Here is a 24010-nt window from a genome sequence, read left to right on the forward strand (position 1 = left end):
CTCATGCCATCATCGCCGCTTCGCCCTGTACCCTGAGGCCCTTGGTTTGAGTACCGGACCCCACAGGCTGCGCCCAGACTTCGAGATCGCCGGTCACCGCATCTCTCCGGGCCAGCGTCTCAGCCTCGACGTGCCGATCGTTCGGCTCTACACCCACGCGCCGCTGCCGATTCCCGTCGAGGTCATCCACGGCCGCCGGCCCGGACCTGTGCTGCTGGTCTGCGGCGCGCTTCATGGCGACGAGATCAACGGCGTCGAGATCGTGCGCCGGCTGCTGCACTCGTCCCGCCTCGACGGGCTGAGCGGCACCCTGGTCGCGGTGCCGATCGTCAACGTGCTCGGCTTCGTCCAGCACTCGCGCTACCTGCCCGACCGGCGCGACCTCAACCGCTGCTTTCCCGGCCGTGAGGACGGCTCCCTCGGCGCCCGGGTCGCGGCGCTGTTTCGTCGCGAGGTGGTCGATCGCGCGAGCCATATCATCGATCTGCACACCGGCGCCCTGCATCGCAGCAACCTGCCCCAGGTGCGTCTGCAGCTCGGCGTCGACGACGCATCCAGACAAATGGCCGAGGCCTTCGGCGCACCGGTGATCCTCAACGCGCCACTGCGCGAGGGCAGCCTGCGCGCCTATGCCCAGGGCAAGGGCATCCCGGTGTTGACCTTCGAGGCTGGCGAAGCGCTGCGCTTCGATGAGTGGGCGATCAGCGCGGGCGTACGCGGCATACTCAGGGTCATGCGAAAGCTCAAGATGATCTCCGCGGGACGCAGCGGCCGATCGGGCGCCTGCGAAGTAGCGCTAGGGGCAAGCTGGGTGCGCGCACCGCAGGACGGCATCCTGCGGCCTCGAATCCGACTCGGCGCCCGGGTCTCGCCCGGGCAGATCCTGGGCCTGGTGGCGAGCCCGATCGGCGACGTCCAGGCGGAAGTACCTGCCCCCGGCGATGGCATCGTGATCGGGGTCAACAACCTGCCCCTGGTCAACCGCGGCGAAGCGCTGTTCAACATCGCCCGGTTCAAGGAGCTCGACGACGCCGAAAGCGCGGTGGAGGAGTATCAAGAAGCGCTGGAGCTGGGGCTGCGCTGAAAGTCGGCATCTCCAAAATCCGCCACCGTCGTGCGCCGGAACCTAAGCGCTTCAGCGTCTGCCATGCGGTCATCATGCATAATGCGAATCCGCGCAGTGTATGAGAGACTGCGGTCTTTTTTCCGCCGCTTGGATCGCGACCCAACGTACGGCTGCGTGAAGGCGAAGGCAGATGTAGCGAGCCATGCCGCAGCGATATTTGGCTTGCTGGCCGAGTTCGGCGGCCGGGCACAGATTCCGCTCGAGGAGGTGGCCGAGCGCTACTTTGGCATCTGTGCCAAAACGGCCGCGTCCAGGCCTCTGGCGCAGCGATTGCCGGTGCCGGCGTATCGCGCGGTGCGCTCGCAGAAGGCGCCTTGGCTGGTCAGCGTGGCTGACCTTGCGACTTACCTCGATGAGTGCCGAGAGTAGGCGATGCGGGATTGGCAGAAGATGAACGAATGAGCGCCTAAACCGTGATCTGCCTTTCGAGCGAGTGTATGATTCAACATACGGATTGCAGACGGATAGGAGGACGCATACATGCGCGATGTATCTTTGGCCACCAAGCGGGCTTACTTCGAAAGGGTTAAGCTAGCGAACTATCGGCACAGCCTACGTCTCGAAGGTATTGAGCCTGCACCTGAATCTGAGCTGGGGCTTTCTAAAGACGAGCTGATTCGAAAATACCGTCGAGCGCCGGACGGAACGATACGTGACTGATAAGTATGGTATTGAGGGCGATCCCTATTGTTATAAAGGCACCGGCACGCTGCTAAATCTGCTCAATATCAAGGATTTTGATGAGCTGGAGCGAGCCGAGCGAGACATAAGCTTTATTGCTGCCAGTTCAATTAAATTCTTTCCACCGCCTTACGATCTGGGTTATCTCCAAACGCTCCATCACCAGCTGTTCTCTGAGCTCTATGAATGGGCTGGTGAATTGCGTCGTGTCGACATCTCGAAAGGCTCGACCCGCTTTTGCAACGTGAAATTCATCGAGCGAGAAGCGGATAAGTTGTTTGGACGTCTTGAGCGGGAACAATGGCTTGTAGAGCTTAACCGTGATGCCTTAGTTCCCGCTGTCGCCGAGTTCTATGGTGACTTGAACGTAATTCACCCCTTTCGCGAAGGTAATGGTCGCACGCAGCGCTTATTGTTCGAGCACTTGATTATCAATTCAGGTTTCGAGATCGACTGGGAAGGCATTGAACATACTGAATGGATAGAGGCCAATATCTCAGCCTATCTATGTGATTATGCGCCACTCGAAAGAATCTTTGATCGAGTGATCGGTATCGAGCTAAATTGATCGCCTTTAATCCCGCAATTCCAGCTCCTCGGGTTTCAGATTGGTATAGCGCGTGAGCATGTCCCAGCTCTTATGCAGCGTGAATTGCTGCACCTCGACTATGTCGTAGCCCCTTTCGAATAGCCTGGACGTGCCTTCGTGGCGTAGGTTCATGGAAGCGTAGATCATCAATCGCGAGCGCCGCCGTTGCCCGCGCCCAGCGGCTTCCGATCGATTTTGATTCATAAGGAAAGATGAAGTCGCCGCTGAGCATCTGGGCGATCTCGCGGCGGGCGAGGGGGAAGCGGCGTAGCGCATTCATCGTCGCCTTCTTCGTCCGCCCAGCACCGGCCATGTACTCTTGCTGGTAACGCTCGATCGCGTCATCGAGCGTCACTCCTTTCCATCGAGCCAGCAGTACCCCGCCCGGCTCGGCTAGCTCAAGTTCGCGGCGCTTGGCCCATTCCACGGCCATTGCCTTTCGTGGGAAGGTGCGCGCTTCAGTGTGCGCCTTGCGTCCATGACGCATAATGCGAATCTGGGCAGTGTATGAGAGACTATCGTCTTTTTTCTGCCGCTTGGTGATCGTGGCCAAGCATCGTGCTCCATGTAGCAAGGGGAGAGGGCGCGGTGTAGCAATTTGGTAGCAATCCACAGCGTAAAATCTAGTAAAACGTCCATGAATCATGCCAAATCCAACCATGCTCGACAACGCTGCAAGCCCCGTGACACCTGAGATTCCGCGCGCTGACCGGGCGCGGCGGTTTTCCGTCGCCCCGATGATGGAGTGGACTACGCGTGAGTATCGCGCTTTCGCTCGTGGTCTGACCCGCGAGGCGCTGCTGTACACCGAGATGGTGACCACCGGGGCTTTGCTGCATGGCGCGCCGCGCGAGCGTTTCATTGGGTTCGATGAGCTCGAGCAGCCTTTGGCGTTGCAGCTGGGAGGGAGCGATCCTGGAGCGCTGGCGGAGTGCGCGGCGATCGCTGAGCAGTGGGGCTTCGACGAGGTCAATCTCAACGTCGGCTGTCCGAGTGATCGGGTGCAGAACAATATGATCGGGGCCTGCTTGATGGCGCACCCCGGGTTGGTGGCTGACTGCGTGAGGCGGATGCGCGACGCGGTGGGCATACCGGTGACGGTCAAGTGCCGGATCGGTATCGACGATCAGGATGCGGAGGAGGACTTCGATCGGTTCGTCGACACGGTGGCCGACCTGGGGGGGTGCGAGACGTTCATCGTCCATGCGCGCAAGGCTTGGCTCCAGGGGCTGTCGCCGAAGGAGAACCGCGAGGTGCCGCCGCTGGACTATGCGAGGGTGCATCGGCTCAAGGCGCGTCGCCCGGAGCTTTGGGTCGCGATCAATGGGGGACTCAAGAGCCTCGAGGCTTGCGTCGAGCAGTTGGCGCCGCTTGACGGGGTGATGGTCGGGCGCGAGGCCTACCAGAATCCTTATCTGCTCGCAGAGGTGGACCAGCGGCTGTTCGGTGCCGAGCGCCCGGTGGTGAGCCGTGCCGAGGCGCTGCTGGCGTTTCGTCCCTACATGGTCGCGCGACTCGAGCAGGGCGCTCGGCTCAATCACCTCACCCGTCATCTGCTCGGGCTGTTCCAGGAGCAGCGTGGTGGGCGGCGATTCCGTCGTCATCTTTCGGAGAACGCTCATCGACCGGAAGCTGGGATCGAGGTGCTTGACCAGGCGCTGGCGATGGTGGAGGCCGTGCCTGCTTCAGCGTGACCCGCTGGTAATTTTTTTCTCCCAACCGTAAGCAAGTTCGCGATTGGCATTAAATGGATGCAATTGACGGATTTTGCCGGTTTTTCACCCCCAGATTGCGCGATTCATCGTGTTAGGCTTTGGGCTGGCATGACCGGTGTGGACTTTAGTCGCCGGTCGGCTCGGCTGCCCCGCAGCGGCTGCTTGCCGGTTCGCGAGCAACGGGGTCTTAGCCGTGCCATGCCCAATGACCCATCGCCCTCGCGCCGAATCTTTCCACTACCCGAGAAGGTGGTTGGGTCTCCTTTCGCATGATCAGAGGGAGGTCTGGATGTCGCCGGATTCGAGCCTGCTCGCCCGGATGTCGTCGCCGGCGCAGAGAAGAACGAAGATCGACACGCTGCGGGGACTCGCCTGCCTGCTGCTGGTGTTCTATCACGCGGTCGACGGCTATACCCGTGCGTCGCTTTTGAAAGAAGGCTCGCTCCTGGTCAGCTTCGGAGACTCCTTCACCTACCTGCGCATGCCGCTGTTCACCTTTCTTTCCGGCTATGTCTATGCGCTGAAACCGGTCCAGACGGCGATGCTGGTTCGTTTCGCCCAGGGCAAGCTGCGCCGCCTCGGGCTGCCTCTGCTGTTCGTCGGCCTGCCGCTCGCCCTGCTGCAGGTCTATCTCGGCAGCGAGGGTGAACATAGCCTGATTGACGCGCTGTGGTCCCCGCTCTATCCGATCACCGTGCTTTGGTATCTCGATGCGCTGCTGCTGATATTCCTGCTCGTCGCCGTGCTGGAACTGGGGGGGCTTTTGAGAACGCCGCTGCACTTGGGCGGCTGCCTGGCCGTGGCGCTGGTGGCGACGCTCTGGTCGGGGGATGGCTCTGGGCTGCTTGCGATCAGCGGTGCGCTCTATCTGCTGCCGTTTTTTCTTCTCGGCGTCTGGGCACAGCGCTTCGCGGTGCGCCCTTCGCGCTCTACCCGCCGTGTGGCGGTCGCAAGCCTGTGGCTGATCGTGCCGCTATGCGGCCTGCCGGTGCTGTTGCTCGACCGTGACACGCTGCTGGAGAGTAAGACCTTGCCGTGGGCGATCGGACTCTCCGCGGCAAGCTGCCTGGCGCTCTACTTCCTCGACTGGCGAAACATGACGCTGGCCCGCTTGGGCGCGTATTCCTACGCCGTGTTCCTGTTCCATACCCTGTTCATCTCCGGCTCGCGGATCGTGATGAAGCAGCTGCAGCTCGACGACTACATCGCTAGCGAATGGCTGCTGGCGATGAGTTTCGCCTGCGGCCTGGTCGGGCCGATCCTGCTGCAGCGCCTGGTCAGGCATTGGCGCCTGGTCCACATGGTGCTGCTCGGCAGCGCTGCCTCGCCGCGGCGGGAGAGGGGCGAGGTATCGCGGGCCTGAGCGTTAGTTTCCCTACCATCACCCTGGATGACGGAGATCGTCGCGCAGTATTGCATCGAGGGCGATGTCGATCATCGCGGTGAAGCTACGCTCGCGCTCCTCGGCGCTGGTGGCTTCACCGCGCTTGATGTGGTCGGATACCGTGCAGATGGTCATCGCTCGGGCGCCGAACTCGGCGGCGAGTCCATAGAGACCGGCGGCTTCCATCTCGACCCCGACGATGTTGAAGCGTGCCATGGTGTCGAACAGCGCGGGCTCGGGGCTGTAGAACAGGTCGGCGGAGAACAGGTTGCCGACCTTGACCTCGGTGCCGCGCGCCTCGGCGGCCTCCACCGCCGCGCGAACCAGATCGAAGTCGGCGATGGCGGCGAAGTCGTGGCCGTGGAAGCGGCTGCGATTGACCTTGGAGTCGGTGCAGGCGCCGGCGCCGATGACGATGTCGCGCAGCCCGATCGAGGGGTCGACCGCGCCACACGAGCCGACCCGAATGATGCGCTTCACTCCATATTCGCGAATCAGTTCGGTGGCATAGATCGAGCTCGATGGAATACCCATCCCCGAACCCATCACCGAGACGCGGCGGCCCTTGTATTCGCCGGTATAGCCGAGCATGCCGCGAACCTGGTTGACCAGTTCGGGGGCCTCGAGGAAGGTTTCGGCGATGTACTTGGCGCGCAGCGGGTCGCCTGGGAGCAGGACGACATCGGCGAATGCGCCGGGCGCGGCCTCGATATGGGGCGTCGGCATGGAAAGAACTCCTTGCGGTGCGGGCACTCGGCCCGCGGATGGAATCAGGCGCTGACCAGTTCGTGGATCAATACCGGCGGTTCGGCGTGTTCGCTGATCACTACCGCGCGGCCGACCAGCTCGAGCACCTCGTCGAGATCGTCCTGGTTGGCGTGCAGCACCAGCAGCGGGTCGCCTGCGCGGACCCGGTCGCCGACCTTGGCGTTGAGCACCATGCCGGTGGCGAGATCGATCGTCGAGGTCTTGGTCTCGCGACCTGCGCCGAGTTTCATTACCGCCGTGCCGAGCAGCGCGGCATCGAGCCGGGCAACGACGCCGTCGCGCGGCACCTCGACCGTCACCTGGCGGCGCGCCCGGGGCAGCCGCTCGGGATGGTCGATCAGCGAGGCGTCGCCGCCCTGGTTCGCGACGAAGCGCCTGAAGGTCTCGATCGCGCGGCCGTCGGCCATCGCCGCCTCGAGCAGGGCGCGGGCTTCATCGAGATCAGCTGCGCGCCCTGCGAGTACCACCATTTGGGCGCCGAGCGTCAGGCACAGCTCGTGCAGGTCAGCGGGGCCTTCGCCGCGCAGGGTCTGGATCGCTTCCTCGACCTCCAGGGCATTGCCGATCGCGCGGCCGAGCGGCTGGCTCATATCGGAGATCACCGCCATGGTCCGCCGGCCGACCTGATTGCCGATCCGCACCATCGCCTCGGCGAGGTGTCGGGCGTCGTCGACGCTCTTCATGAAGGCACCTTCGCCGCACTTGACGTCGAGCACGATCGCATCCGCGCCGGCGGCGATCTTCTTGCTCATGATCGAGCTCGCGATCAGCGGGATCGAATCCACCGTCGCGGTGACGTCGCGCAGCGCATAGAGCTTCTTGTCCGCAGGCGTCAGGTCGCCGCTCTGGCCGATCACCGCAAGCCGATGGCGATTGACCTGGTCGATGAAGTCGGCGCTCGAGAGCTCGACATTGAACCCGGCGATCGATTCGAGCTTGTCGATGGTGCCGCCGGTGTGGCCGAGGCCGCGTCCGGACATCTTCGCCACCGGTACGCCCAGCGCGGCGACCAGCGGGCCTAGCACCAGCGTAGTGGTATCGCCGACGCCGCCGGTGGAGTGCTTGTCGACCTTGATGCCTTCTATTTCGCTGAGGTCGAGGGTGTCGCCCGAGTTGGCCATCGCCAGGGTAAGGTCGGCCCGTTCACGATCATCCATGTCGCGAAAGTAGATCGCCATCGCCAGTGCCGCGGCCTGGTAATCGGGGATTTCGTCGCGGCTGTAGCCATTGACGAAGAATTCGATCTCCTCGCGCGACAGCGACTCGCCGTTTCTCTTCTTCTCGATGATGTCGACCATTCGCATCGGCTTTCTCCTGGGAATAATTCAGTTGAGCTCGACGAGAAAGCTCTCGCCGTGGTCGGGTGCGGCAACGCCGAAGTTCTCGGCGATGGTGGCACCGACGTCGGCGAAGCTGGTTCGCTCGGGCAGCACGCCACCGCCAGCGAAACGCGGCGAGCAGGCGATCAGCGGCACCCGTTCACGGGTATGGTCGGTGCCGCGGAAGGTCGGGTCGTTGCCGTGATCGGCGGTGATCAGCAGCAGGTCGTCGGCCTGCAGGGCCGCGAGCAGCTCGGGCAGCCGGGAGTCGAAGGCCTCGAGTGCGCGGGCATAGCCTCGTGGGTCGCGCCGGTGGCCGTAGATCGCATCGAAGTCGACCAGGTTGAGAAACGATAGCCCCTCGAATGGCTCGTCGAGGAGCTCCAGCAGGGTATCGATTCCGTGCGCGTTCGACTGGGTGCGCAGGCTCCTGGAGATGCCTTGGCCATCGAAGATGTCACCGATCTTGCCGATGCCGATGGTGGCGAAGCCGCTGGCCTCGAGCGCATCGAGCACGGTGGGGGCGAATGGCTTCAGTGCGTAGTCGTGGCGGTTGGCGGTGCGCATGAACTCTCCTGGCCGATGGCCGAGGAACGGGCGGGCGATCACTCGACCGACCCGGCAGTCCGGCGCCAGGGTGAGCTCGCGCACCTTCGCGCAGATCGCATAGAGCTCATCGATCGGCACCACCTCCTCGTGGGCGGCGATCTGCAGCACCGAGTCCGCCGAGGTATAGACGATCAGGGCGCCGGTCTCGATCTGCTCCATCCCAAGCTCGTCGAGCACGTCGGTGCCGCTGGCGGGTTTGTTGCCGATCACCCGGCGGCCACTGAGCGTCTCGATCCGCTCGATCAGCGTAGGCGGAAAACCCTCGGGGAAGACCTGGAAGGGGGTGTCGATCTTAAGCCCCATCAGCTCCCAGTGCCCGGTCATGGTGTCCTTGCCCTTTGATGCTTCGATCATCCGGGTGACCCGGCCGGTCGGTGCCGCGGCGGCCGGCACGCCGTCGATCGGCGCAAGTCCATGCGCGGTGCGGATATTGGAGAGCCCGAGCGCGGCCAAGTGGGGCAGGTGGAAGTCCTCCACGGTAGCGCCGATATGGCCCAGCGTGTCGGCACCGAGATCGCCGAACGCCGCTGCGTCAGGCGCTTCCCCGATACCCACCGAATCGAGCACGATCAGGTGGATGCGCTTGAATCGCCGCATGTTGATACTCCTTCGGTCGGTGTGGCTGCTCGGGAGGTTCCCCTTCATAGGAACAGACTAGCGATGGTTCCCGACAGCAGGCTGACCAGGGTGGCGCCGTAGAGCAACTTGAGCCCGAAGCGGGCGACCTCCGTACCCTGGGGGTCGTTGAGCGCCTTGATCGCGCCGACGATGATACCGATCGACGAGAAGTTGGCGAACGAGACCAGGAAGACGGAGATGATGCCGATCGTGCGCGGCCCGAGCTCTGGATACTGGCCGAGCTGGAGCATGGCGACGAACTCGTTGCTCAATAGCTTGGTCGCGATCAGGCTGCCCCCGGCCACCGATTCCGCCGGCGGGATGCCGATCAGCATCGCCAGCGGGGCGAACAGATAGCCGATCAGGGTCTGGAAGTCGACCCCGACCAAGGACTCGCAGAGGCCGTTGATCATCGCGATCAGCGCGACATAGCCGATCAGCATGGCGGCGACGATCACCGCGACCTTGAAGCCATCGAGGATGTATTCACCGAGCATCTCGAAGAACGCTTGATTGCGCGGATTCTCGACTTCGAGCAGGTCCTCGTCCGCGGAAACCCGGTAAGGATTGATGATCGACGCGATCATGAAGCCGCCGAACAGGTTGAGCGCCAGCGCGGTGACCACGTAGCGGGGCTCGATCATTTGCATGTAGGCACCGACGATCGACATCGAGACCGTCGACATCGCCGAGGCGCAGAGGGTGTAGAGCCGCTGCCTGGGCAGCCGGCCGAGCTGCTTCTTGAGCGAGATGAAGACTTCCGACTGGCCGAGCACCAGTGAAGCGATGCCATTGTACGACTCGAGCCTGCCCATGCCGTTGAACCAGCTGAGCACCCAGCCGATACCGCGCATCAACAGCGGCAGCACGCCGATGTACTGGAGAATGCCGATCAGCGCGGAGATGAATACGATCGGCAGAAGCACTGCGACGAAAAACGAGAACGCGCCTTCATTGACCATGCCACCGAAGACGAACTCGATGCCCTCTCCCGCGAAGCCGAGCAGCGCTTCGAATCCAGCGGCGAAGCCACCGATCAGCCAGGCGCCGGCAGTGGTATTGAGCAACAGGAAGGCGAGCACCACCTGGGTGAGCAGCATCACCAGCAAGGGGCGATAGCGAATGCCGCGGCGATCGCTGGAGACGGCCCAGGCGAGCAGGTAGATCACCGCCAGACTGGCGGGAACGAGCAGCAGCTTCATCGGTGTGGCTCCACATGAAGGCCCGGCGGCCTCGTGATTATGATTGTTCGTGGGATGCGAGCGGCTCAGTCTTCGTGCATGTCGCGGGCGCGGAAGGCGCCGGGCAGCAGTTCATCGATGCTGCATTCGCACACTTGTCCGCCGAGGTTGGCGAGCAGGATGCGGGTATGCTCGTCGCAGAACTCGGCGAGCACCTGGCGGCAGGCGCCACAGGGCGAGACTGGCTCGAGGGTGTCTGCGACCACCGCGATCGCCTTGAACCGGCGCTGGCCGGAGGAGACCGCCTTGAACACCGCGGTTCGCTCGGCGCAGTTGGTCAGTCCGTAGGAGGCGTTCTCGATGTTGCAGCCGAGGAAGACCTCACCGTCCTCGCTGAGAATCGCTGCACCCACCGCGAAGGAGGAGTAGGGCATGTAGGCCTGTCGGCGGGCCTCGATCGCCTGCGTGACGAGTGCCTGGACCTGATCGTCGTCGAGCATCGGGTGAATCTCCTGGAAGGTCAGTAGTTGGTTTCGCCGCGTTCGCCCCGGGCTATCGATACCCCTGCGCTGGTACCGAGGCGGCTGGCGCCGGCGTCGACCATGCGCTGTGCATCCTCGCGCGAGCGGATGCCGCCTGAAGCCTTGACCTCCATGCCGGGGGGAATCGCTTCGCCCATCAGGGCGACATCCTCGACGGTGGCACCGCCCGAGGCGAAACCGGTCGAGGTCTTGACGAACCGAGCACCGGCCCGCGAGGCGATCGCGCAGGCACGGCGCTTTTGTTCATCATCGAGCAGTGCGGTCTCGATGATTACCTTCACCAAAGCTTCGCCCGCCGCCTCGACCACCGCGCGCACGTCCGCCTCGACCAGCAGATCATCGCCGCTCTTCAGCGCGCCGATGTTGATCACCATATCGATCTCATCCGCGCCGTGGGAGACGGCCTCCCGGGTTTCGAATGCCTTGGTCGCGGTGGTGGTGGCGCCGAGCGGGAATCCCACCACGGTGCACACCCGTACTTCGACATCCGCCAGCCGTTCGGCGCAGGTCGCCACCCAGTAGGGATTGACGCAGACCGAAGCGAACCCATGCTCCCGGGCTTCCTCGATCAGGGCGAGGATCTCCCCGCGGGTCGCGTCAGCGCGCAGCAGGGTGTGATCGATCAGGCGGGTGAGGGACATGGCGGTCTCGTAGCAAGGGAAGTGTCTGCGCGATGTGATAGCATGAACCTGATCAGGTGTAAAACAGGATGTGAAATTTATTTCACCAATGGATCAGACATGGTCGAGCAGTGCCCGTGCGGTGTATTGATCGGTGATCAAAACGTTTGCGTAGCCGCCGCGCAGTGCCGCGTGGATGGCATCCAGGCGCTCCGCGCCCCCGGCCACCAGCACCGAGCTCTCCTTGGTCTTGAGCTCCTCGAGTCGGATGCCGACGGTGCGCGCGTCGAGGTCGGGGCTGACGATGCGCCCCTCGGCGTCGATCACCCGCGAGCAGATGTCGCCGACGCCGCGCGCGAGCAGCCCGGCGATCTCGCCCTGGTCGAAGTAGCCGAGTTGGAACAGCAGGGCTTGCGGGCTGACCACGCCGACGGTGAATACGGCGATGTTGGCGCGGCGGCCCAGCTCGATGATTCGACGCACGTGGGGATCCTCCTCGGCCATTCGCTTGACCGGTTGGCAGGCGAAGATCACCGGTAGCGGCAGGTAGTGGGGCACGGTGTGGAAGGCGTCGGCGAAGCGGTGGGCGATTTCGAAAGCGTGGGTGTCGACCTCCGAGTGGCTTATCCCGCCCTTGAGCTGGACCACCTCGACGTTCTTGATCGGCTTGGCGGCGAGTCGTCGCGCCACCGCGTACATCGTGGTGCCCCAGGTGACGCCGATGATGTCGCCGTCCTTGACGTTGTCATGGATCCACTCCGCCGCGGTCTCGCTGAGATGGCGCTGGATCTCCTCGTATTGATCGAGCGGCGAATGGCACAGCCGTGCCTCTTTGAGGCCAAAGTGTTCGACCAGGCGTGCGGCCAGCTCGTCCAGGGTATCGCGCGGGTCATGGATCTCGATGCGCACATAGCCCTGCTGCTTGGCATGCTGGAGCAGGCGAGAGACGGTGGGGCGGGAGAGGCCGAGGCGATTGGCGATCTGCTGCTGGCTGTAGTCGGCTTGGTAGTAGAGGCGGGCGGCTTCGATGCTCAGTGCTTGCTTGTCGTCGCTGATCTTGGACACGTGAGGGCACTCGATTCGGGAAGGAGGCGTGTGGCGCCGAGTGGAGCAGTGTAAGCAAAAAAGGAGCAACGAAAAAACGCGAAGCCGAGGCTTCGCGTTCGTTGGTAGCGGTCGGATGGCTCAGGCCATCTGGAATCAGAACTGGGCGCCGATGGAGAGCTGGGTGGTGTCCAGTTTGAAGTCCGAATCGATGTCGTAACGGGTGTACTCGAGACGGGTGAACAGCGGCACGGTTTCCCACTGGTACTTGACGCCAAGACCGTAGACCGGGGCCCACTCGCTGTTGACGTCGACACCCACATCGCTGCTGCTGATGTCGGAATCGATGTAGGCACCGCCGACGCGGCCATAGCCGATCAGGCCGGCCCAGACCGGGATCTCACCGATCGCGCTCAGGCTGTAGGCCTTGGAACCCAGCTCCGAGGTGGAGCCATCGGCGTTGTTGAAGCGCAGGTCGCCGAAATCGTTGAAGCCGAGTTCAGTCGAGAACCAGTTGTTGAACTTGTAGCCGACGAAGGCGTTCAAGTTGGTGTCGTTGTTGTCGTCCAGACCGGCGCTGCTCTGGACATCGTGAGCGATGGTGTTACCCACGCCGATACCGGAATACAGACCGCTGCTGACGTCTGCCGCGTTGGCGGCGTTGAGGCCGATCAGTGCGGAAGAGAGAACCACTGGTGCAGCTAGGAAAGTGGAAAGTTTCATCGACTTGCTCCTAATCAATAGTCGTTGCAAGGCATCCGCCTGGGTGTTCGATACGTTGCCGAACAGTGTTTTTTAATATGCACCCGCCGGGACATTAAATCAAGCGCCTGAGGTCGTGCAGCCAAAAAAAACTCTCGATTAGTGGAACTGTCGAGAGTATGTACATCGTATAGACGGGAAACAGTGTTCGCGCAAGAAAGGATGCTCGCCGCCGCAATGCCGAGGGCACCGCGGCGGCGAGTGGATCAAGCCTGCTCGAGCGGAATCACCGTCGATGCCGCCTGCTGGTACTCGGCGATCTCGTGGAAGTTCATGTAGCGGTAGATCTCGCCGGCCATGGCATCGAACTCGCCCATGTAGCCCATGTACTCCTCGACGCTCGGCAGCCGGCCGATCACCGCAGCGATCGCCGCCAGCTCGGCGGAAGCGAGGTAGACGTTGGCACCGTCGCCGAGGCGATTGGGGAAGTTGCGGGTGGAGGTCGAGACCACCGTCGATTTCGCCTCGACCCGCGCCTGGTTACCCATGCACAGCGAGCAGCCCGGCATCTCCAGCCGTGCGCCCGCGTGCTCGTAGATGGCGTAGTAGCCTTCCTCGGTGAGCTGGTGCTTGTCCATCTTGGTCGGTGGTGCGAGCCACAAGCGGGTCTTCAGCGAACCGGGGGGCTGCTTCTCGAGCAGTTTGCCGGCGGCGCGGAAGTGACCGATGTTGGTCATGCACGAGCCGATGAACACCTCGTCGATCTTCTCACCGGCGACTTCGGAAAGGCGGCGCGCATCGTCGGGGTCGTTCGGTGCGCAGAGCACCGGCTGGTCGACCTCGGCGAGATCGATCTCGATCACCTCGGCGTACTCGGCATCGGCATCGGCACGCAGCAGGCTGGGGTTGGCCAGCCACTCTTCCATCGCCTTGATCCGGCGCTCGATGGTGCGTACTTCGCCGTAGCCGTTGCTGAGCATCCACTTCAACAGCGTGACGTTGGACTTCAGGTACTCGGTCACGCTCTGCTCGGACAGCGTGATGGTACAGCCCGCTGCACTGCGCTCGGCGGAGGCGTCGGAGAGCTCGAAGGCCTGTTCGACGGTAAGATCCTCGAGTCCTTCGATCTCGAGGATGCGCCCGGAGAAGGCATTCTTCTTGCCGGACTTCTCGACCGTCAGCAGGCCCTGCTGGATCGCGTAGTAGGGGATCGCATGGACCAGGTCACGCAGGGTCACGCCGGGTCGGCGCTCGCCCTTGAAGCGGACCAGGATCGACTCCGGCATGTCGAGCGGCATCACCCCGGTGGCGGCGGCGAAGGCGACCAGCCCGGAGCCGGCGGGGAAGGAGATCCCCATCGGGAAGCGGGTGTGGGAGTCTCCGCCGGTGCCGACGGTGTCGGGCAGCAGCATGCGGTTGAGCCAGGAGTGGATGATCCCGTCGCCCGGGCGCAGCGAGACGCCGCCGCGGTTCATGATGAAGTCGGGCAGGGTATGCTGCATCTCGACGTCGATCGGCTTCGGGTACGCCGCGGTGTGGCAGAACGACTGCATCACCAGGTCGGCCTGGAAGCCGAGGCAGGCGAGGTCCTTGAGCTCGTCGCGGGTCATCGGTCCGGTGGTGTCCTGGGAGCCGACGGTGGTCATCCGCGGCTCGCAGTACATGCCTGGACGCACGCCTTCCATGTTGCAGGCGCGACCGACCATCTTCTGCGCCAGGGTGTAGCCCGCGGTGGAGTCCTTCGGCTGTTCGGGCTTGGCGAACACCTCGCTCGGCGCCAGGCCGAGGAACTCGCGCGCCTTCTGAGTCAGCCCGCGGCCGATGATCAGCGGAATGCGTCCCCCCGCGCGCACTTCGTCGAGCAGCACCTTGGTCTTGAGCTCGAAGGTCGAGATCACTTCCGAGCTGTCATGACGGGTGACCTTGCCTTCATAGGGATAGACGTCGATCACATCACCCATCGCCATCTTCGAGACGTCCATCTCGATCGGCAGCGCACCGGCATCCTCCATGGTATTGAAGAAGATCGGCGCGATCTTGCCGCCGAAGCAGAAGCCGCCGCTGCGCTTGTTGGGCACGAAGGGAAGGTCGTCGCCGAAGAACCACAGCACCGAGTTGGTCGCCGATTTACGCGAGGAGCCGGTGCCGACCACGTCGCCGACGTAGACCACCGGGTAGCCCTGGGAACGCACCGCCTCGATCTGGCCCTGGGGACCGCGCTTGCCGGGCTCCTCGGGCTCGATGCCCTCGCGCTGGTTCTTCAGCATCGCGTTGGCGTGCAGCGGGATATCCGGACGCGACCAGGCGTCCGGCGCGGGAGAGAGGTCGTCGGTGTTGGTCTCGCCGGGAACCTTGAACACGCTCAGGGTGATCTTCTCGGCAAGCTTCGGCCGCTTGGTGAACCATTCGGCTTCCGCCCAGGACGCGACCAGCGCCTTGGCGTGAGGATTGCCGGCCTCGACGCGCTCGGTGACATCGTGGAAAGCGTCGAACATCAAAAGCGTGTGCTTGAGCTGCTCGGCGGCCTCGGCGGCCAATGCCTCGTCGTCGAGCAGTTCGACCAGGGTGGCGATGTTGTAGCCGCCCTGCATGGTGCCGAGCAGTTTGACCGCGTGGACCTCGTCGATCAGCGGCGAGGTGGCTTCACCTTTCGCGATCGCAGCGAGAAAGCCCGCCTTGACGTAGGCGGCTTCATCGACGCCGGGCGGCACGCGATGGGTCAGCAGGTCGAGCAGGAACTGCTCCTCGCCGGCCGGCGGGGCCTTGAGCAGCTCGACCAGCTGAGCGGTCATCTCGGCGTTCAAAGGCTGCGGCGGCACGCCTTCCTGGGCGCGCTCCTCTACGTGTTGGCGGTAGGCTTCTAGCACGGGGGCATCCTCATCGGTCCGGTTGTAATGGCGCGAATTCTAGCGCGGAATGTCGACAATGTTAAGACGGATACCCCGATTGGGCGTCCGGTCTCTCCTCCTCGGCATCGATGCATTATCATGCCCGCGGCGGAGCGTGTAAGCACGTCTTCGACCATTCTATCCAGTCACTGAAACCAAGGACCTGCCGATGTCCAGTCCCGAGCTCGCCGAGCCATTGCCCCAGGCGCTGCGCGATTTTCTACCCTGTCCCACACCGGCGGCGTGGATCGAGGCGGCGCTCGGCAACGAGCGCCTCTTGCTGATCGATCACGCGCAGTGCGAGAAGAAGGCCGCGACCACCGCGATGAACCTGATGTATCGCTATGTCGACCGGTCTGAATTGTTGACAAAGATGTCGCAGCTCGCCCGCGAGGAGCTGCTCCACTTCGAGCAGGTGGTCACGCTGATGCGTGAGCGCGGGATCGAGTATCAGCACTTGAGCGCCTCGCGCTACGCCGAGGGGCTGCGACGCCATGTGCGCACCAGTGAGCCGGGCCGGTTGATCGACATCCTGATCGTCGGTGCGCTGATCGAGGCGCGCTCCTGCGAGCGCTTCGCGGTGCTGATCCCGCATCTCGATCCAACGCTTGCGAAGTTCTATCGCACGCTGGTGCGTTCGGAGGGGCGCCACTTCGAGGACTATCTGGCACTCGCGCAGCAGTACGCGCAAGAGCAGGGCGTCGGCCCGATCGACCAGCGGGTGGCGTTCTTCTGCGCCTGCGAGCGCGAGCTGATCGAGGCGCCCGACGAGGAGTTTCGATTCCACAGCGGCCCGCCGGCGGCGTAGGCGGGCACCAAGGTGATGGGCGGCGGGCTAGTGGTAGGCGAGTTCGCTGAGCGAGAACTGCTCGAGCGTCAGGGTCAGGCCGTCGTGGCGCACTTCCCAGCCGATGTCGACATCGGCCTCGCGATCGAGCCGCCAGTCGCCGACCACGTAGCGGCGTACCACCTCGTCGTCGATCAAGAAGTCGTGCACGTCGGGGCGGTGGGTGTGTCCCTGGATCAGGGTGCGTACCTGGCACTGGCGCATGATCCGTTCCACCGCCCCGGGGTTGACGTCCATGATCTCGTCGCTCTTGTTCGAGTTGGACGCGCCCGAGCGCTCGCGCAGCTGCGCGGCCATCCGCAGCCGCTCGGCGATCGGCAGGGCGAGGACCGATCGCTGCCACTGCGGGTCGCGGACCATGGCGCGAAACGCCATGTATTCCTGGTCGTCGGTGCACAGGCTGTCGCCATGCATCAGTAGAAGCGGTACGTCGCCGAGCATGATCAGCGAGGGATCCTCGATCAGTTCGGCGCCGGCCGCCGTGGCGAAGTCCTGTCCAAGGAGAAAGTCGCGGTTGCCGTGCATCAGGTAGAGCTGGGTGCCCTTGCCTGCGTACTCGGCCAGTTTGTCGGCGACCGAGCGCTCGAATTCGCCGATCGCGTCGTCGCCGATCCAATAGTCGAACAGATCGCCCAGTATGTAGAGCGCGTGCGCACCTGCAGCGCGGTAGTCCAGGTAGTCGAAGAGTGCCTGGGTGAGCTCGGGATGCTCGGGCGAGAGGTGCAGGTCTGCGATGAACAGGGTGATCATGAGGTCTCTTTGTAATGAGGATGTGACTTGAGCATATCGTGTCGTCGCGGCGGCGCAACACGGCCGCCGCGACGAGTCGCTCAGGCGTCGACCACCTGGGCGCGCTCGATCACCACGTCCTCGCTCGGAACGTCGGCATGCATGCCGCGGCGACCGGTGGCCACGCCCTCGATCGCCTCGACCACATCCATGCCTTCGACCACCTCGCCGAACACACAGTAGCCCCAGCCTTGGGAGGTCGGCGCGGTGTGGTCGAGGAAGGTGTTGTCGGCGACGTTGATGAAGAACTGTGCGCTTGCCGAATGCGGGTCGGCGGTGCGCGCCATCGCCAGGGTGCCGCGGCGGTTGCTGAGGCCGTTGTCGGCTTCGTTCTTGATTGGCGCCTGGGTCGGTTTCTGCGCGAAGTCGGTGTCGAAGCCGCCGCCCTGGATCATGAAGTTGCCGATCACGCGGTGGAACAGGGTGCCGTCGTAGTGGCCGTCGCGGACGTAGCGCTCGAAGTTGGCGGCGGTCTCGGGTGCCTTGTCGTCGAACAGACGAACCTTGATGTCGCCCTTCGAGGTGGAGAGGAGAATCATGCGGAAATCCCTGGTTGAGCGCCTTGATGGCGCAGGAGGGGGACCGGCGCGTGCGGCGGTCCCGCTGGATCGGCGCTTGGATGCGTACAGCATCGCTGCGTGGCGTTATAATAGCGGTTTCGATCGGATCGGCGAAACCGCCCTCCGCGCGCGCCCGGAACCCGGCGCCAAGCCATTTTTCCCGCGCCTCGAGCGGCGCGGTAGCCAACCACGAGGTTCAGCGACGCCCCATGAGTGTTGAGAGCAGCAGCGCCCCGAATTTCCTTCGCAACCAGATCCGCGACGAGATCGAGCGCGAAGGTGAGGTGTCGATCGTCACCCGCTTCCCGCCGGAGCCCAACGGATTCCTGCATATCGGCCATGCCAAGTCGATCTGGGTCAATTTCGGCCTCGCCGAACAGTTCGGCGGTCGCTGCAACCTGCGCTTCGACGATACCAACCCGGCGAAGGAGGAGCAGGCCTACATCGATGCGATCCAGGAGGATATCCACTGGCTCGGCTTCGAGTGGGCGGGCAAGGTACGCTACGCTTCCGACTATTTCGACCAGCTCTACGCCTGGGCCCAGCACCTGGTTCGCCAAGGGCTGGCCTACGTCGACGACCTCAGCGCGGAAGAAATGCGCGAATATCGTGGCACGCTCACCGAGCCGGGGCGGCCGAGCCCCTATCGCGAACGCCCGGCCGAGGAAAACCTCTACCTGCTCGAGCGGATGCGCCTGGGCGAATTCGCCGAGGGCGAGAAGGCGCTGCGCGCCAAGATCGATATGGCGGCACCGAACATCAATCTGCGCGATCCGGTGCTCTATCGCATTCGCCATACCAGCCATCATCAGACCGGCGACAAGTGGAAGATCTATCCTTCCTACGACTTCGCCCACGGCCAGTCCGATGCGATCGAGGGCATCACCCACTCGATCTGCACCCTCGAGTTCGAGGACCATCGCCCGCTCTACGATTGGCTGCTCGAGCATCTGCCGGTGCCGAGCCGTCCGCGCCAGATCGAATTCGCGCGGATGAACGTCAACTATACGGTGACGTCCAAGCGCAAGCTCAAGCTGCTGGTCGACCGAGGCATCGTCGAAGGTTGGGACGACCCTCGCATGCCGACCCTCTCCGGGATGCGCCGGCGCGGCTATACCCCGGCCTCGCTGCGCAAGTTCTGCGAGATGACCGGCGTCGCGCGCGCCAATGGCGTGGTCGACATCGCCATGCTGCACCATGCCATTCGCTCGGATCTCGAGGACAACGCGCCCCGGGCGATGTGCGTGCTCAAGCCGCTCAAGGTGGTGCTGACCAACCTCGACGAGGCGCATGAGGAGATCATCGAGGTGCCGGGCCATCCGGCGCGTGACGACATGGGCGTGCGTCGACTGCCGCTCAACCGCGAGATCTACATCGACGCCGACGATTTCATGGAAGAGCCGCCGAAGAAGTTCTTCCGCCTCGCGCCCGGCCAGGAGGTGCGGCTGCGCAACGCGTACGTGATCCGCTGCGACGAAGTGGTGAAGAACGCGGCCGGCGAGATCGAGGCGCTGCACTGCAGCGTCGATCTCGCCACCCTCGGCGCCAACCCCGAGGGCCGCAAGGTCAAGGGCGTGATCCACTGGGTCAGCGCACGCCACGGTGTGCCGGTCGAAGTGCGCAACTACGACAACCTGTTCACCGTCGAGGCGCCGGACAAGGACAAGGAGGGCGATTTCCTCTCCCATCTCAATTCGCACTCGCTCGAGGTGGTGCAGGGGATCGCCGAGCCGTCGCTGGCCGGTGCCGCGTCGGAGGATCGCTTCCAGTTCGAACGGGTCGGCTACTTCTGCGCCGATCGACGTGAGCATGGGGTCGACGGTAAGCGTGTATTCAATCGCACGGTAAGTCTCAAGGACGGCTGGGCCAAGGCGCAGAAGAAGGGGTGAAGTGATGAGCGTACGGATCTACAACACCCTGACCCGGAGCAAGGCACCGCTGGTGCTGCTCGATTCCAAGCGGGTGAGGATGTACGTCTGCGGGATGACCGTCTACGACTACTGCCATCTCGGTCACGGTCGAGTGATGGTCGCCTTCGATGTGGTCACCCGCTACCTGCGCTCACGCGGTTACGTGGTCGAGTACGTGCGCAACATCACCGATATCGACGATAAGATCATCAAGCGCGCCCAGGAGAACGGCGAGCCGATCGATGCGCTGACCGCGCGGATGATCGAGGCGATGCACGAGGACGAGGCACGACTCAACGTGCTGCGGCCCGACCATGAGCCTCGCGCCACCGCGCACATCGGCGATATCCAGCGGATGATCCAGACGCTGATCGTCAAGGGCCACGCCTACGCGGCCGACAACGGGGACGTCTACTACCGGGTGCGCAGCTTCGCTGGCTACGGCAAGCTCAACAACCGCAACCCTGATGAGATGCGCTCCGGTGCCAGGATCGAAGTCGGCGAGGCCAAGGAGGACCCGCTCGACTTCGTGCTATGGAAGGCAGCGAAGCCGGGCGAGACGCGCTGGCCTTCGCCCTGGGGCGACGGACGCCCCGGCTGGCATATCGAGTGCTCGGCGATGTCGACCTGCTGCCTGGGCGACAGCTTCGACATCCATGGGGGCGGGCCGGATTTGACCTTCCCCCATCACGAGAACGAGATCGCCCAGAGCGAGGCGGCCACCGGCAAGCCCTACGCGATGGTTTGGATGCACGCGGGAGCGCTCAGGGTCAACGACGAGAAGATGTCGAAGTCGCTGGGCAACTTCTTCACCCTGCGCGAGGTGTTCGAGCACCACGATCCCGAGAGCGTGCGCTACCTGCTGCTGGCCAGCCACTATCGCAGCCCGATCAGCTACACTGCGGATTCGCTCGAGGATGCCCGGCGCTCGCTGGTTCGCTTCTATACCGCGCTCGAGGGAGTCGAGGCGGCTGCCGGAGAAGTGGATGGCAGCTTCGCCGAGCGCTTCTTCGCTGCGATGGACGACGACTTCAACACCGCGCTGGCGCTGGCGGCGCTGTTCGATCTCGTCCGCGAGCTCAATCGCGCCAAGGGTGAATCGCCTCAGCTTGCGCCCGCGCTCGCTTTCGAGCTCAAGCGGCTGGCGGCGATCCTCGGCCTGCTCGAGCGTGCGCCGAGCGATTTCCTCCGTGGCGAGGCGGCGCTGCCACTGCCGGCCGAGGAGATCGAAGCGCGTATCGAGGCGCGTGCGCAGGCCAAGCGCAGCAGGGATTTCGCCACCGCTGATCGGATTCGTGACGAGCTCGACTCGCTCGGTATCGTGCTCAAGGATGGTCGCGAAGGAACCAGCTGGGTGTTCGACAAGCGCTGAGCACGGTCAGGATTCAAGGCCCGCCTTCCGTTGGATGGCGGGCTTTTTTGCGCCCGGCGGAAGGGGCGGGAGGAAGGGGCGGCGAGCGCTGCGGCGGGCCTTCACGGTTTAAGTGAATCGCTGCGGCAAAGCTGCTAGTCTTGCTCGGCTCGTCTGCAAACCAATGGGTAACCCTATGCTTCGTAAGTCGTTTACCGCCCTGGCGCTGACCCTGGTCGCGCCGCTTGCCTTCGCTCACGCCAGCCTGACATCGAGCCAACCCGCCGATGGCGCCGAACTCGCGACCGCGCCCACCGAGCTGGTATTTGATTTCAGTGAAGGCGTCGAGACCTCGCTGAGCCAGGTGACGCTCGAAGATGAAGCCGGACAGGCGATCGAGATCGGTGCGCTCACCGCCGATGCTTCGGGGACCCATCGTTACCGGGTCGAACTGCCCGAACTGGCGCCAGGCCAATACAGCGTCGAGGTGAAAGTCACTTCGGTCGACACGCATCGGATCGAAGATAGCCTGGAATTCACCGTCCAGCCGGACTGATCCATGGTGCTCAATCTGTTCGGCGAGCGGGTCAGCGAGACTCCTCTGCAACTGCTGCTCGCCGCCGTACGCGCGAGCTACCTCGGGTCGGTATCGGTCGCCCTCGCCAGCCTGGTAGTGGCGTGGCTGCTGCTGCCGGCCAGCCTAGATGGCGTTGGCGCGCTGCGCCGACGCCTGCTGTGGCTCAGTCACTGCTGCCTGCCGCTGGCGATGCTGCTTGCTTTGGGCTGGTGGCCGCTGATCGGGGTGCAGATGACTGGGGTGGAGACGCTTGGTGAGGTGCGTCCCTACCTCGAGGTGATCCTGTTCCAGACCTTCTTCGGTGGCGAGCTGCGCGTGCGTCTCGCACTGCTGGCGCTTGCCTGGGTGTTGGTCGCATTGGCGTGCTGGTCGCGCTTGAACGTCGTGGTCAAGGAGCTGCGCGGCGCGGCGCTGGTGGTGTTGGCGCTGGTCGCGCTGCTGCAGCCGATGATGGGGCATGGCGCTTCGATCGCACCCGGCTATCTATGGCCGATGACGGTGCATGTGCTGGCGGCGGCGCTGTGGCTCGGCAGCCTCCCAGGCCTGCTGATCGGCTGCATCCTGGCGCCCAGCGCGGCGGGCGTGATGCTATCGCGTTTTTCGCTGCTGGGAATGGGCTGCGTGGTGGCGCTGTTGATTAGCGGGCTGTTCCAGTCCGCGGCTCTGGTCGGCAGTTGGGAGGCGCTGTTCAACACGAGCTACGGTGTGCTGGTGCTGCTCAAGGGGATATTGTTCCTTGGCTTGCTCGCACTGGCAGCGATCAACCGGTTTTGCTGGCTCGCGCGCGCCGAGCACTCGCCGGGTGGCCTGCGAGTCACGCTGGGAATCGAGATCCTGCTTGGCTGCGCCATGCTGCTGGCCGCGGCGCTGCTCGCTGGTCAGCCTCCCCCGGGTCACATGGGGCATTGAGTGAGACGGGTGGGAGGCGCTCAAGCCCCAGTGGGAAGGTCTTCCCGTCGGGGCTTTTCGCATTCGCTAGCGGATGGAGCGTGGAGTCAGTCGAGGCGCTCGAGCATCGAGGCCACCATTCGCGCCGAGTTGGCCGCAGCGATGCCGAGGAAGGTCTCGAAATCGACGCTGTTGGCCTCGCGCTCGGGCAAGTCCGAGACCGCGCGGGTGACCACGAATGGACAGCCATGGCGATGGCAGGTCTGGGCAACGGCGGCGGCTTCCATCTCGGCGGCGATCATTTCGGGAAACCGGCTGCGCAGGCTCGCGACCACAGCGCCTCCGGCGACGAAGACATCGCCTGAACCGATCAGCCCCTCATGGGCGGTGATACCGTCCAGCCCCTCGAGCGCTTCGCGAGCGAGGGCGACCAGCCGCGGGTCGGCGGCGAAGCGAGCCGGCATGCCCGGCACCTGGCCCAGTGCGTAGCCGAACGGGGTAACGTCGACATCGTGATGGCAGACTTCGCTCGAGATCACTACGTCGCCGATCGCGAGCCGATCGCCGAAGCCGCCGGCGGAGCCTACGTTGATCACCGCCCTAGGCGCGAAACGCTCGAAGGCAAGCGTAGTGGCGATCGCTGCATTGACCTTGCCGATCCCCGACTCGAGGACCACGACCTCGATGCCGCGCAGGCGGCCGAGGTGGAAGGTCGAGCCGCCATGCTCCAAGCGCTCGCCTCTCTCCAAATGAGTGAGTAGCGCGTCGACCTCCTGGGCCATTGCGCCGATCAGCGCGACCTGCACACCGCTACTCGCCGCCATCAGGCGAACACCTGCGACCACTCGTCACGCTTGGCGAGAAACGCCTGGGCGAGGCGCTTCGCGCCGTTGAGGCTGTGGCTGGCCGCCCAGCCGCACTGCACTTCGTTGCAGGCCGGCACTTCATCGGCCTCGAGCACGTCACGCAGGGTCTTCTCGAGCAGCGCGAGTACGTCGTCGTAGTCGTCGTGGTTGATCAGCGCGACGTAGAAGCCGGTCTGGCAGCCCATCGGGCTGATGTCGACGATCTTGTCGCTATGGTTGCGCGACAGTTCGGCCATCAGGTGTTCCAGCGAGTGCAGCGCAGGCATGTCCATGTGCTCCACGTTGGGCTGGCAGAAACGCATGTCGTACTTGTGGATGCGATCACCGTTGACGCCTTCCTTGATGCCTGCAAGGCGAACGAACGGCGCCTTCACCTTGGTGTGATCCAGGTTGAAGCTTTCGACGTTCATTCTCTTCTCTTCGCTCATGGAGTTCT

Annotated in this window: 25 protein-coding genes; 11 read left to right on the top strand and 14 right to left on the bottom strand. The window is 63.9% G+C overall.

Annotated elements, in window-relative coordinates; all coding sequences use genetic code 11:
• Positions 1–46: 46 nt before the first annotated feature.
• The 4 genes from A5892_RS09610 to A5892_RS09620 all read left to right on the top strand — a co-directional run bounded on the left by A5892_RS09610 (position 47) and on the right by A5892_RS09620 (position 2375).
• Entirely contained in the window at positions 47–1084 is a 1038-nt protein-coding gene (locus A5892_RS09610; protein WP_223302852.1) for a succinylglutamate desuccinylase/aspartoacylase family protein, read from the top strand.
• A 204-nt stretch (positions 1085–1288) separates the two neighbouring features.
• Positions 1289–1495, top strand: coding sequence for a pyocin activator PrtN family protein (locus A5892_RS20905; protein WP_263281434.1), 207 nt, complete (start codon positions 1289–1291; stop codon positions 1493–1495).
• A 111-nt stretch (positions 1496–1606) separates the two neighbouring features.
• A complete protein-coding gene (locus tag A5892_RS21005) occupies positions 1607–1786 on the top strand; it encodes a YhfG family protein (protein ID WP_223302853.1) in 180 nt (59 codons plus the stop codon).
• A complete protein-coding gene (locus A5892_RS09620) occupies positions 1779–2375 on the top strand; it encodes a putative adenosine monophosphate-protein transferase Fic (protein ID WP_064122616.1) in 597 nt (198 codons plus the stop codon). The genes A5892_RS21005 and A5892_RS09620 overlap by 8 nt, the downstream gene beginning before the upstream one ends.
• A gap of 70 nt (positions 2376–2445) precedes the next feature.
• On the opposite strand, the gene A5892_RS09625 is transcribed toward A5892_RS09620, so the two are convergent.
• Complete coding sequence (locus tag A5892_RS09625) at positions 2446–2949, bottom strand: hypothetical protein (protein ID WP_064122617.1); 504 nt, start codon at positions 2947–2949, stop codon at positions 2446–2448.
• 91 nt (positions 2950–3040) lie between these two features.
• Between A5892_RS09625 and dusA the strand changes: the two genes are divergently transcribed.
• Together dusA and A5892_RS09635 are read left to right on the top strand one after the other, a co-directional pair.
• Complete coding sequence (dusA, locus tag A5892_RS09630; protein ID WP_082890369.1) at positions 3041–4090, top strand: tRNA dihydrouridine(20/20a) synthase DusA; 1050 nt, start codon at positions 3041–3043, stop codon at positions 4088–4090.
• A 310-nt stretch (positions 4091–4400) separates the two neighbouring features.
• On the top strand, positions 4401–5474 hold the full coding sequence (locus tag A5892_RS09635) for an acyltransferase family protein (protein WP_064122619.1): 1074 nt from the start codon (positions 4401–4403) through the stop codon (positions 5472–5474).
• 18 nt (positions 5475–5492) lie between these two features.
• Here the strand turns inward: A5892_RS09635 and deoD are convergent, their stop codons facing one another.
• The 9 genes from deoD to acnB form a co-directional block, all read right to left on the bottom strand.
• On the bottom strand, positions 5493–6221 hold the full coding sequence (gene deoD, locus A5892_RS09640; RefSeq protein ID WP_064122620.1) for a purine-nucleoside phosphorylase: 729 nt from the start codon (positions 6219–6221) through the stop codon (positions 5493–5495).
• A 44-nt stretch (positions 6222–6265) separates the two neighbouring features.
• Complete coding sequence (locus A5892_RS09645; protein ID WP_064122621.1) at positions 6266–7567, bottom strand: pyrimidine-nucleoside phosphorylase; 1302 nt, start codon at positions 7565–7567, stop codon at positions 6266–6268.
• Positions 7568–7588: 21 nt separating this feature from the next.
• Positions 7589–8788 carry a phosphopentomutase gene (locus A5892_RS09650; RefSeq protein ID WP_064122622.1) on the bottom strand — a complete coding sequence of 400 codons (1200 nt, stop codon included), beginning with the start codon at positions 8786–8788 and terminating at the stop codon, positions 7589–7591.
• A gap of 44 nt (positions 8789–8832) precedes the next feature.
• Complete coding sequence (locus A5892_RS09655; RefSeq protein WP_064122623.1) at positions 8833–10011, bottom strand: NupC/NupG family nucleoside CNT transporter; 1179 nt, start codon at positions 10009–10011, stop codon at positions 8833–8835.
• Positions 10012–10076: 65 nt separating this feature from the next.
• A complete protein-coding gene (locus A5892_RS09660) occupies positions 10077–10490 on the bottom strand; it encodes a cytidine deaminase (protein ID WP_064122624.1) in 414 nt (137 codons plus the stop codon).
• Between the two features lie 20 nt (positions 10491–10510).
• Positions 10511–11173, bottom strand: coding sequence for a deoxyribose-phosphate aldolase (gene deoC / locus A5892_RS09665; protein WP_064122625.1), 663 nt, complete (start codon positions 11171–11173; stop codon positions 10511–10513).
• Positions 11174–11266: 93 nt separating this feature from the next.
• Positions 11267–12217 carry a sugar-binding transcriptional regulator gene (locus tag A5892_RS09670; protein ID WP_223302854.1) on the bottom strand — a complete coding sequence of 317 codons (951 nt, stop codon included), beginning with the start codon at positions 12215–12217 and terminating at the stop codon, positions 11267–11269.
• Between the two features lie 135 nt (positions 12218–12352).
• The gene (locus A5892_RS09675) at positions 12353–12919 is read right to left on the bottom strand and encodes an outer membrane beta-barrel protein (RefSeq protein ID WP_064122626.1); all 567 of its coding nucleotides are present in this window, start codon (positions 12917–12919) and stop codon (positions 12353–12355) included.
• 245 nt (positions 12920–13164) lie between these two features.
• Complete coding sequence (acnB, locus tag A5892_RS09680) at positions 13165–15765, bottom strand: bifunctional aconitate hydratase 2/2-methylisocitrate dehydratase (RefSeq protein ID WP_064122627.1); 2601 nt, start codon at positions 15763–15765, stop codon at positions 13165–13167.
• Positions 15766–15955: 190 nt separating this feature from the next.
• Here acnB and A5892_RS09685 point away from each other — a divergent pair, with 190 nt between their 5' ends.
• Complete coding sequence (locus A5892_RS09685; protein ID WP_064122628.1) at positions 15956–16594, top strand: tRNA-(ms[2]io[6]A)-hydroxylase; 639 nt, start codon at positions 15956–15958, stop codon at positions 16592–16594.
• Between the two features lie 27 nt (positions 16595–16621).
• On the opposite strand, the gene A5892_RS09690 is transcribed toward A5892_RS09685, so the two are convergent.
• Together A5892_RS09690 and A5892_RS09695 are read right to left on the bottom strand one after the other, a co-directional pair.
• Positions 16622–17383, bottom strand: coding sequence for a UDP-2,3-diacylglucosamine diphosphatase (locus A5892_RS09690; protein ID WP_064122629.1), 762 nt, complete (start codon positions 17381–17383; stop codon positions 16622–16624).
• A gap of 80 nt (positions 17384–17463) precedes the next feature.
• Entirely contained in the window at positions 17464–17961 is a 498-nt protein-coding gene (locus A5892_RS09695; protein ID WP_064122630.1) for a peptidylprolyl isomerase, read from the bottom strand.
• 230 nt (positions 17962–18191) lie between these two features.
• Between A5892_RS09695 and A5892_RS09700 the strand changes: the two genes are divergently transcribed.
• The 4 genes from A5892_RS09700 (at position 18192) to A5892_RS09715 (ending at position 22729) form a co-directional block, all read left to right on the top strand.
• Positions 18192–19871, top strand: a complete 1680-nt coding sequence (locus A5892_RS09700; protein WP_064122631.1) for a glutamine--tRNA ligase/YqeY domain fusion protein — start codon at positions 18192–18194, stop codon at positions 19869–19871.
• Between the two features lie 4 nt (positions 19872–19875).
• Positions 19876–21264 carry a cysteine--tRNA ligase gene (gene cysS / locus A5892_RS09705; protein ID WP_064122632.1) on the top strand — a complete coding sequence of 463 codons (1389 nt, stop codon included), beginning with the start codon at positions 19876–19878 and terminating at the stop codon, positions 21262–21264.
• A gap of 175 nt (positions 21265–21439) precedes the next feature.
• Positions 21440–21799, top strand: a complete 360-nt coding sequence (locus tag A5892_RS09710) for a copper resistance CopC family protein (RefSeq protein WP_190295675.1) — start codon at positions 21440–21442, stop codon at positions 21797–21799.
• A 3-nt stretch (positions 21800–21802) separates the two neighbouring features.
• Positions 21803–22729, top strand: coding sequence for a CopD family protein (locus A5892_RS09715; RefSeq protein ID WP_064122634.1), 927 nt, complete (start codon positions 21803–21805; stop codon positions 22727–22729).
• Between the two features lie 86 nt (positions 22730–22815).
• Here the strand turns inward: A5892_RS09715 and A5892_RS09720 are convergent, their stop codons facing one another.
• Together A5892_RS09720 and A5892_RS09725 are read right to left on the bottom strand one after the other, a co-directional pair.
• Complete coding sequence (locus tag A5892_RS09720) at positions 22816–23532, bottom strand: 5'-methylthioadenosine/adenosylhomocysteine nucleosidase (RefSeq protein ID WP_064122635.1); 717 nt, start codon at positions 23530–23532, stop codon at positions 22816–22818.
• A complete protein-coding gene (locus tag A5892_RS09725) occupies positions 23532–24002 on the bottom strand; it encodes an S-ribosylhomocysteine lyase (RefSeq protein ID WP_064122636.1) in 471 nt (156 codons plus the stop codon). The genes A5892_RS09720 and A5892_RS09725 overlap by 1 nt, the downstream gene beginning before the upstream one ends.
• Positions 24003–24010: the final 8 nt, after the last annotated feature.

It is taken from the genome of Halotalea alkalilenta, from assembly GCF_001648175.1.
GTDB classification, from domain to species: Bacteria; Pseudomonadota; Gammaproteobacteria; order Pseudomonadales; family Halomonadaceae; genus Halotalea; species Halotalea alkalilenta_A.

What these genes read in the sequence shown, in the direction of transcription:
- A5892_RS09695 (WP_064122630.1), bottom strand. Translation starts at nt 17,961, where the DNA reads ATGATTCTCCTCTCCACCTCGAAGGGCGACATCAAGGTTCGTCTGTTC.
- A5892_RS09685 (WP_064122628.1), top strand. Translation starts at nt 15,956, where the DNA reads ATGTCCAGTCCCGAGCTCGCCGAGCCATTGCCCCAGGCGCTGCGCGAT.
- A5892_RS21005 (WP_223302853.1), top strand. Translation starts at nt 1,607, where the DNA reads ATGCGCGATGTATCTTTGGCCACCAAGCGGGCTTACTTCGAAAGGGTT.
- A5892_RS09700 (WP_064122631.1), top strand. Translation starts at nt 18,192, where the DNA reads ATGAGTGTTGAGAGCAGCAGCGCCCCGAATTTCCTTCGCAACCAGATC.
- deoC (WP_064122625.1), bottom strand. Translation starts at nt 11,173, where the DNA reads ATGTCCCTCACCCGCCTGATCGATCACACCCTGCTGCGCGCTGACGCG.
- A5892_RS09660 (WP_064122624.1), bottom strand. Translation starts at nt 10,490, where the DNA reads ATGCTCGACGACGATCAGGTCCAGGCACTCGTCACGCAGGCGATCGAG.
- A5892_RS09725 (WP_064122636.1), bottom strand. Translation starts at nt 24,002, where the DNA reads ATGAGCGAAGAGAAGAGAATGAACGTCGAAAGCTTCAACCTGGATCAC.
- A5892_RS09690 (WP_064122629.1), bottom strand. Translation starts at nt 17,383, where the DNA reads ATGATCACCCTGTTCATCGCAGACCTGCACCTCTCGCCCGAGCATCCC.
- A5892_RS09715 (WP_064122634.1), top strand. Translation starts at nt 21,803, where the DNA reads ATGGTGCTCAATCTGTTCGGCGAGCGGGTCAGCGAGACTCCTCTGCAA.
- A5892_RS09675 (WP_064122626.1), bottom strand. Translation starts at nt 12,919, where the DNA reads ATGAAACTTTCCACTTTCCTAGCTGCACCAGTGGTTCTCTCTTCCGCA.
- A5892_RS09720 (WP_064122635.1), bottom strand. Translation starts at nt 23,532, where the DNA reads ATGGCGGCGAGTAGCGGTGTGCAGGTCGCGCTGATCGGCGCAATGGCC.
- dusA (WP_082890369.1), top strand. Translation starts at nt 3,041, where the DNA reads ATGCCAAATCCAACCATGCTCGACAACGCTGCAAGCCCCGTGACACCT.
- A5892_RS09645 (WP_064122621.1), bottom strand. Translation starts at nt 7,567, where the DNA reads ATGCGAATGGTCGACATCATCGAGAAGAAGAGAAACGGCGAGTCGCTG.
- A5892_RS09635 (WP_064122619.1), top strand. Translation starts at nt 4,401, where the DNA reads ATGTCGCCGGATTCGAGCCTGCTCGCCCGGATGTCGTCGCCGGCGCAG.
- A5892_RS09710 (WP_190295675.1), top strand. Translation starts at nt 21,440, where the DNA reads ATGCTTCGTAAGTCGTTTACCGCCCTGGCGCTGACCCTGGTCGCGCCG.
- A5892_RS09650 (WP_064122622.1), bottom strand. Translation starts at nt 8,788, where the DNA reads ATGCGGCGATTCAAGCGCATCCACCTGATCGTGCTCGATTCGGTGGGT.
- cysS (WP_064122632.1), top strand. Translation starts at nt 19,876, where the DNA reads ATGAGCGTACGGATCTACAACACCCTGACCCGGAGCAAGGCACCGCTG.
- A5892_RS09655 (WP_064122623.1), bottom strand. Translation starts at nt 10,011, where the DNA reads ATGAAGCTGCTGCTCGTTCCCGCCAGTCTGGCGGTGATCTACCTGCTC.
- deoD (WP_064122620.1), bottom strand. Translation starts at nt 6,221, where the DNA reads ATGCCGACGCCCCATATCGAGGCCGCGCCCGGCGCATTCGCCGATGTC.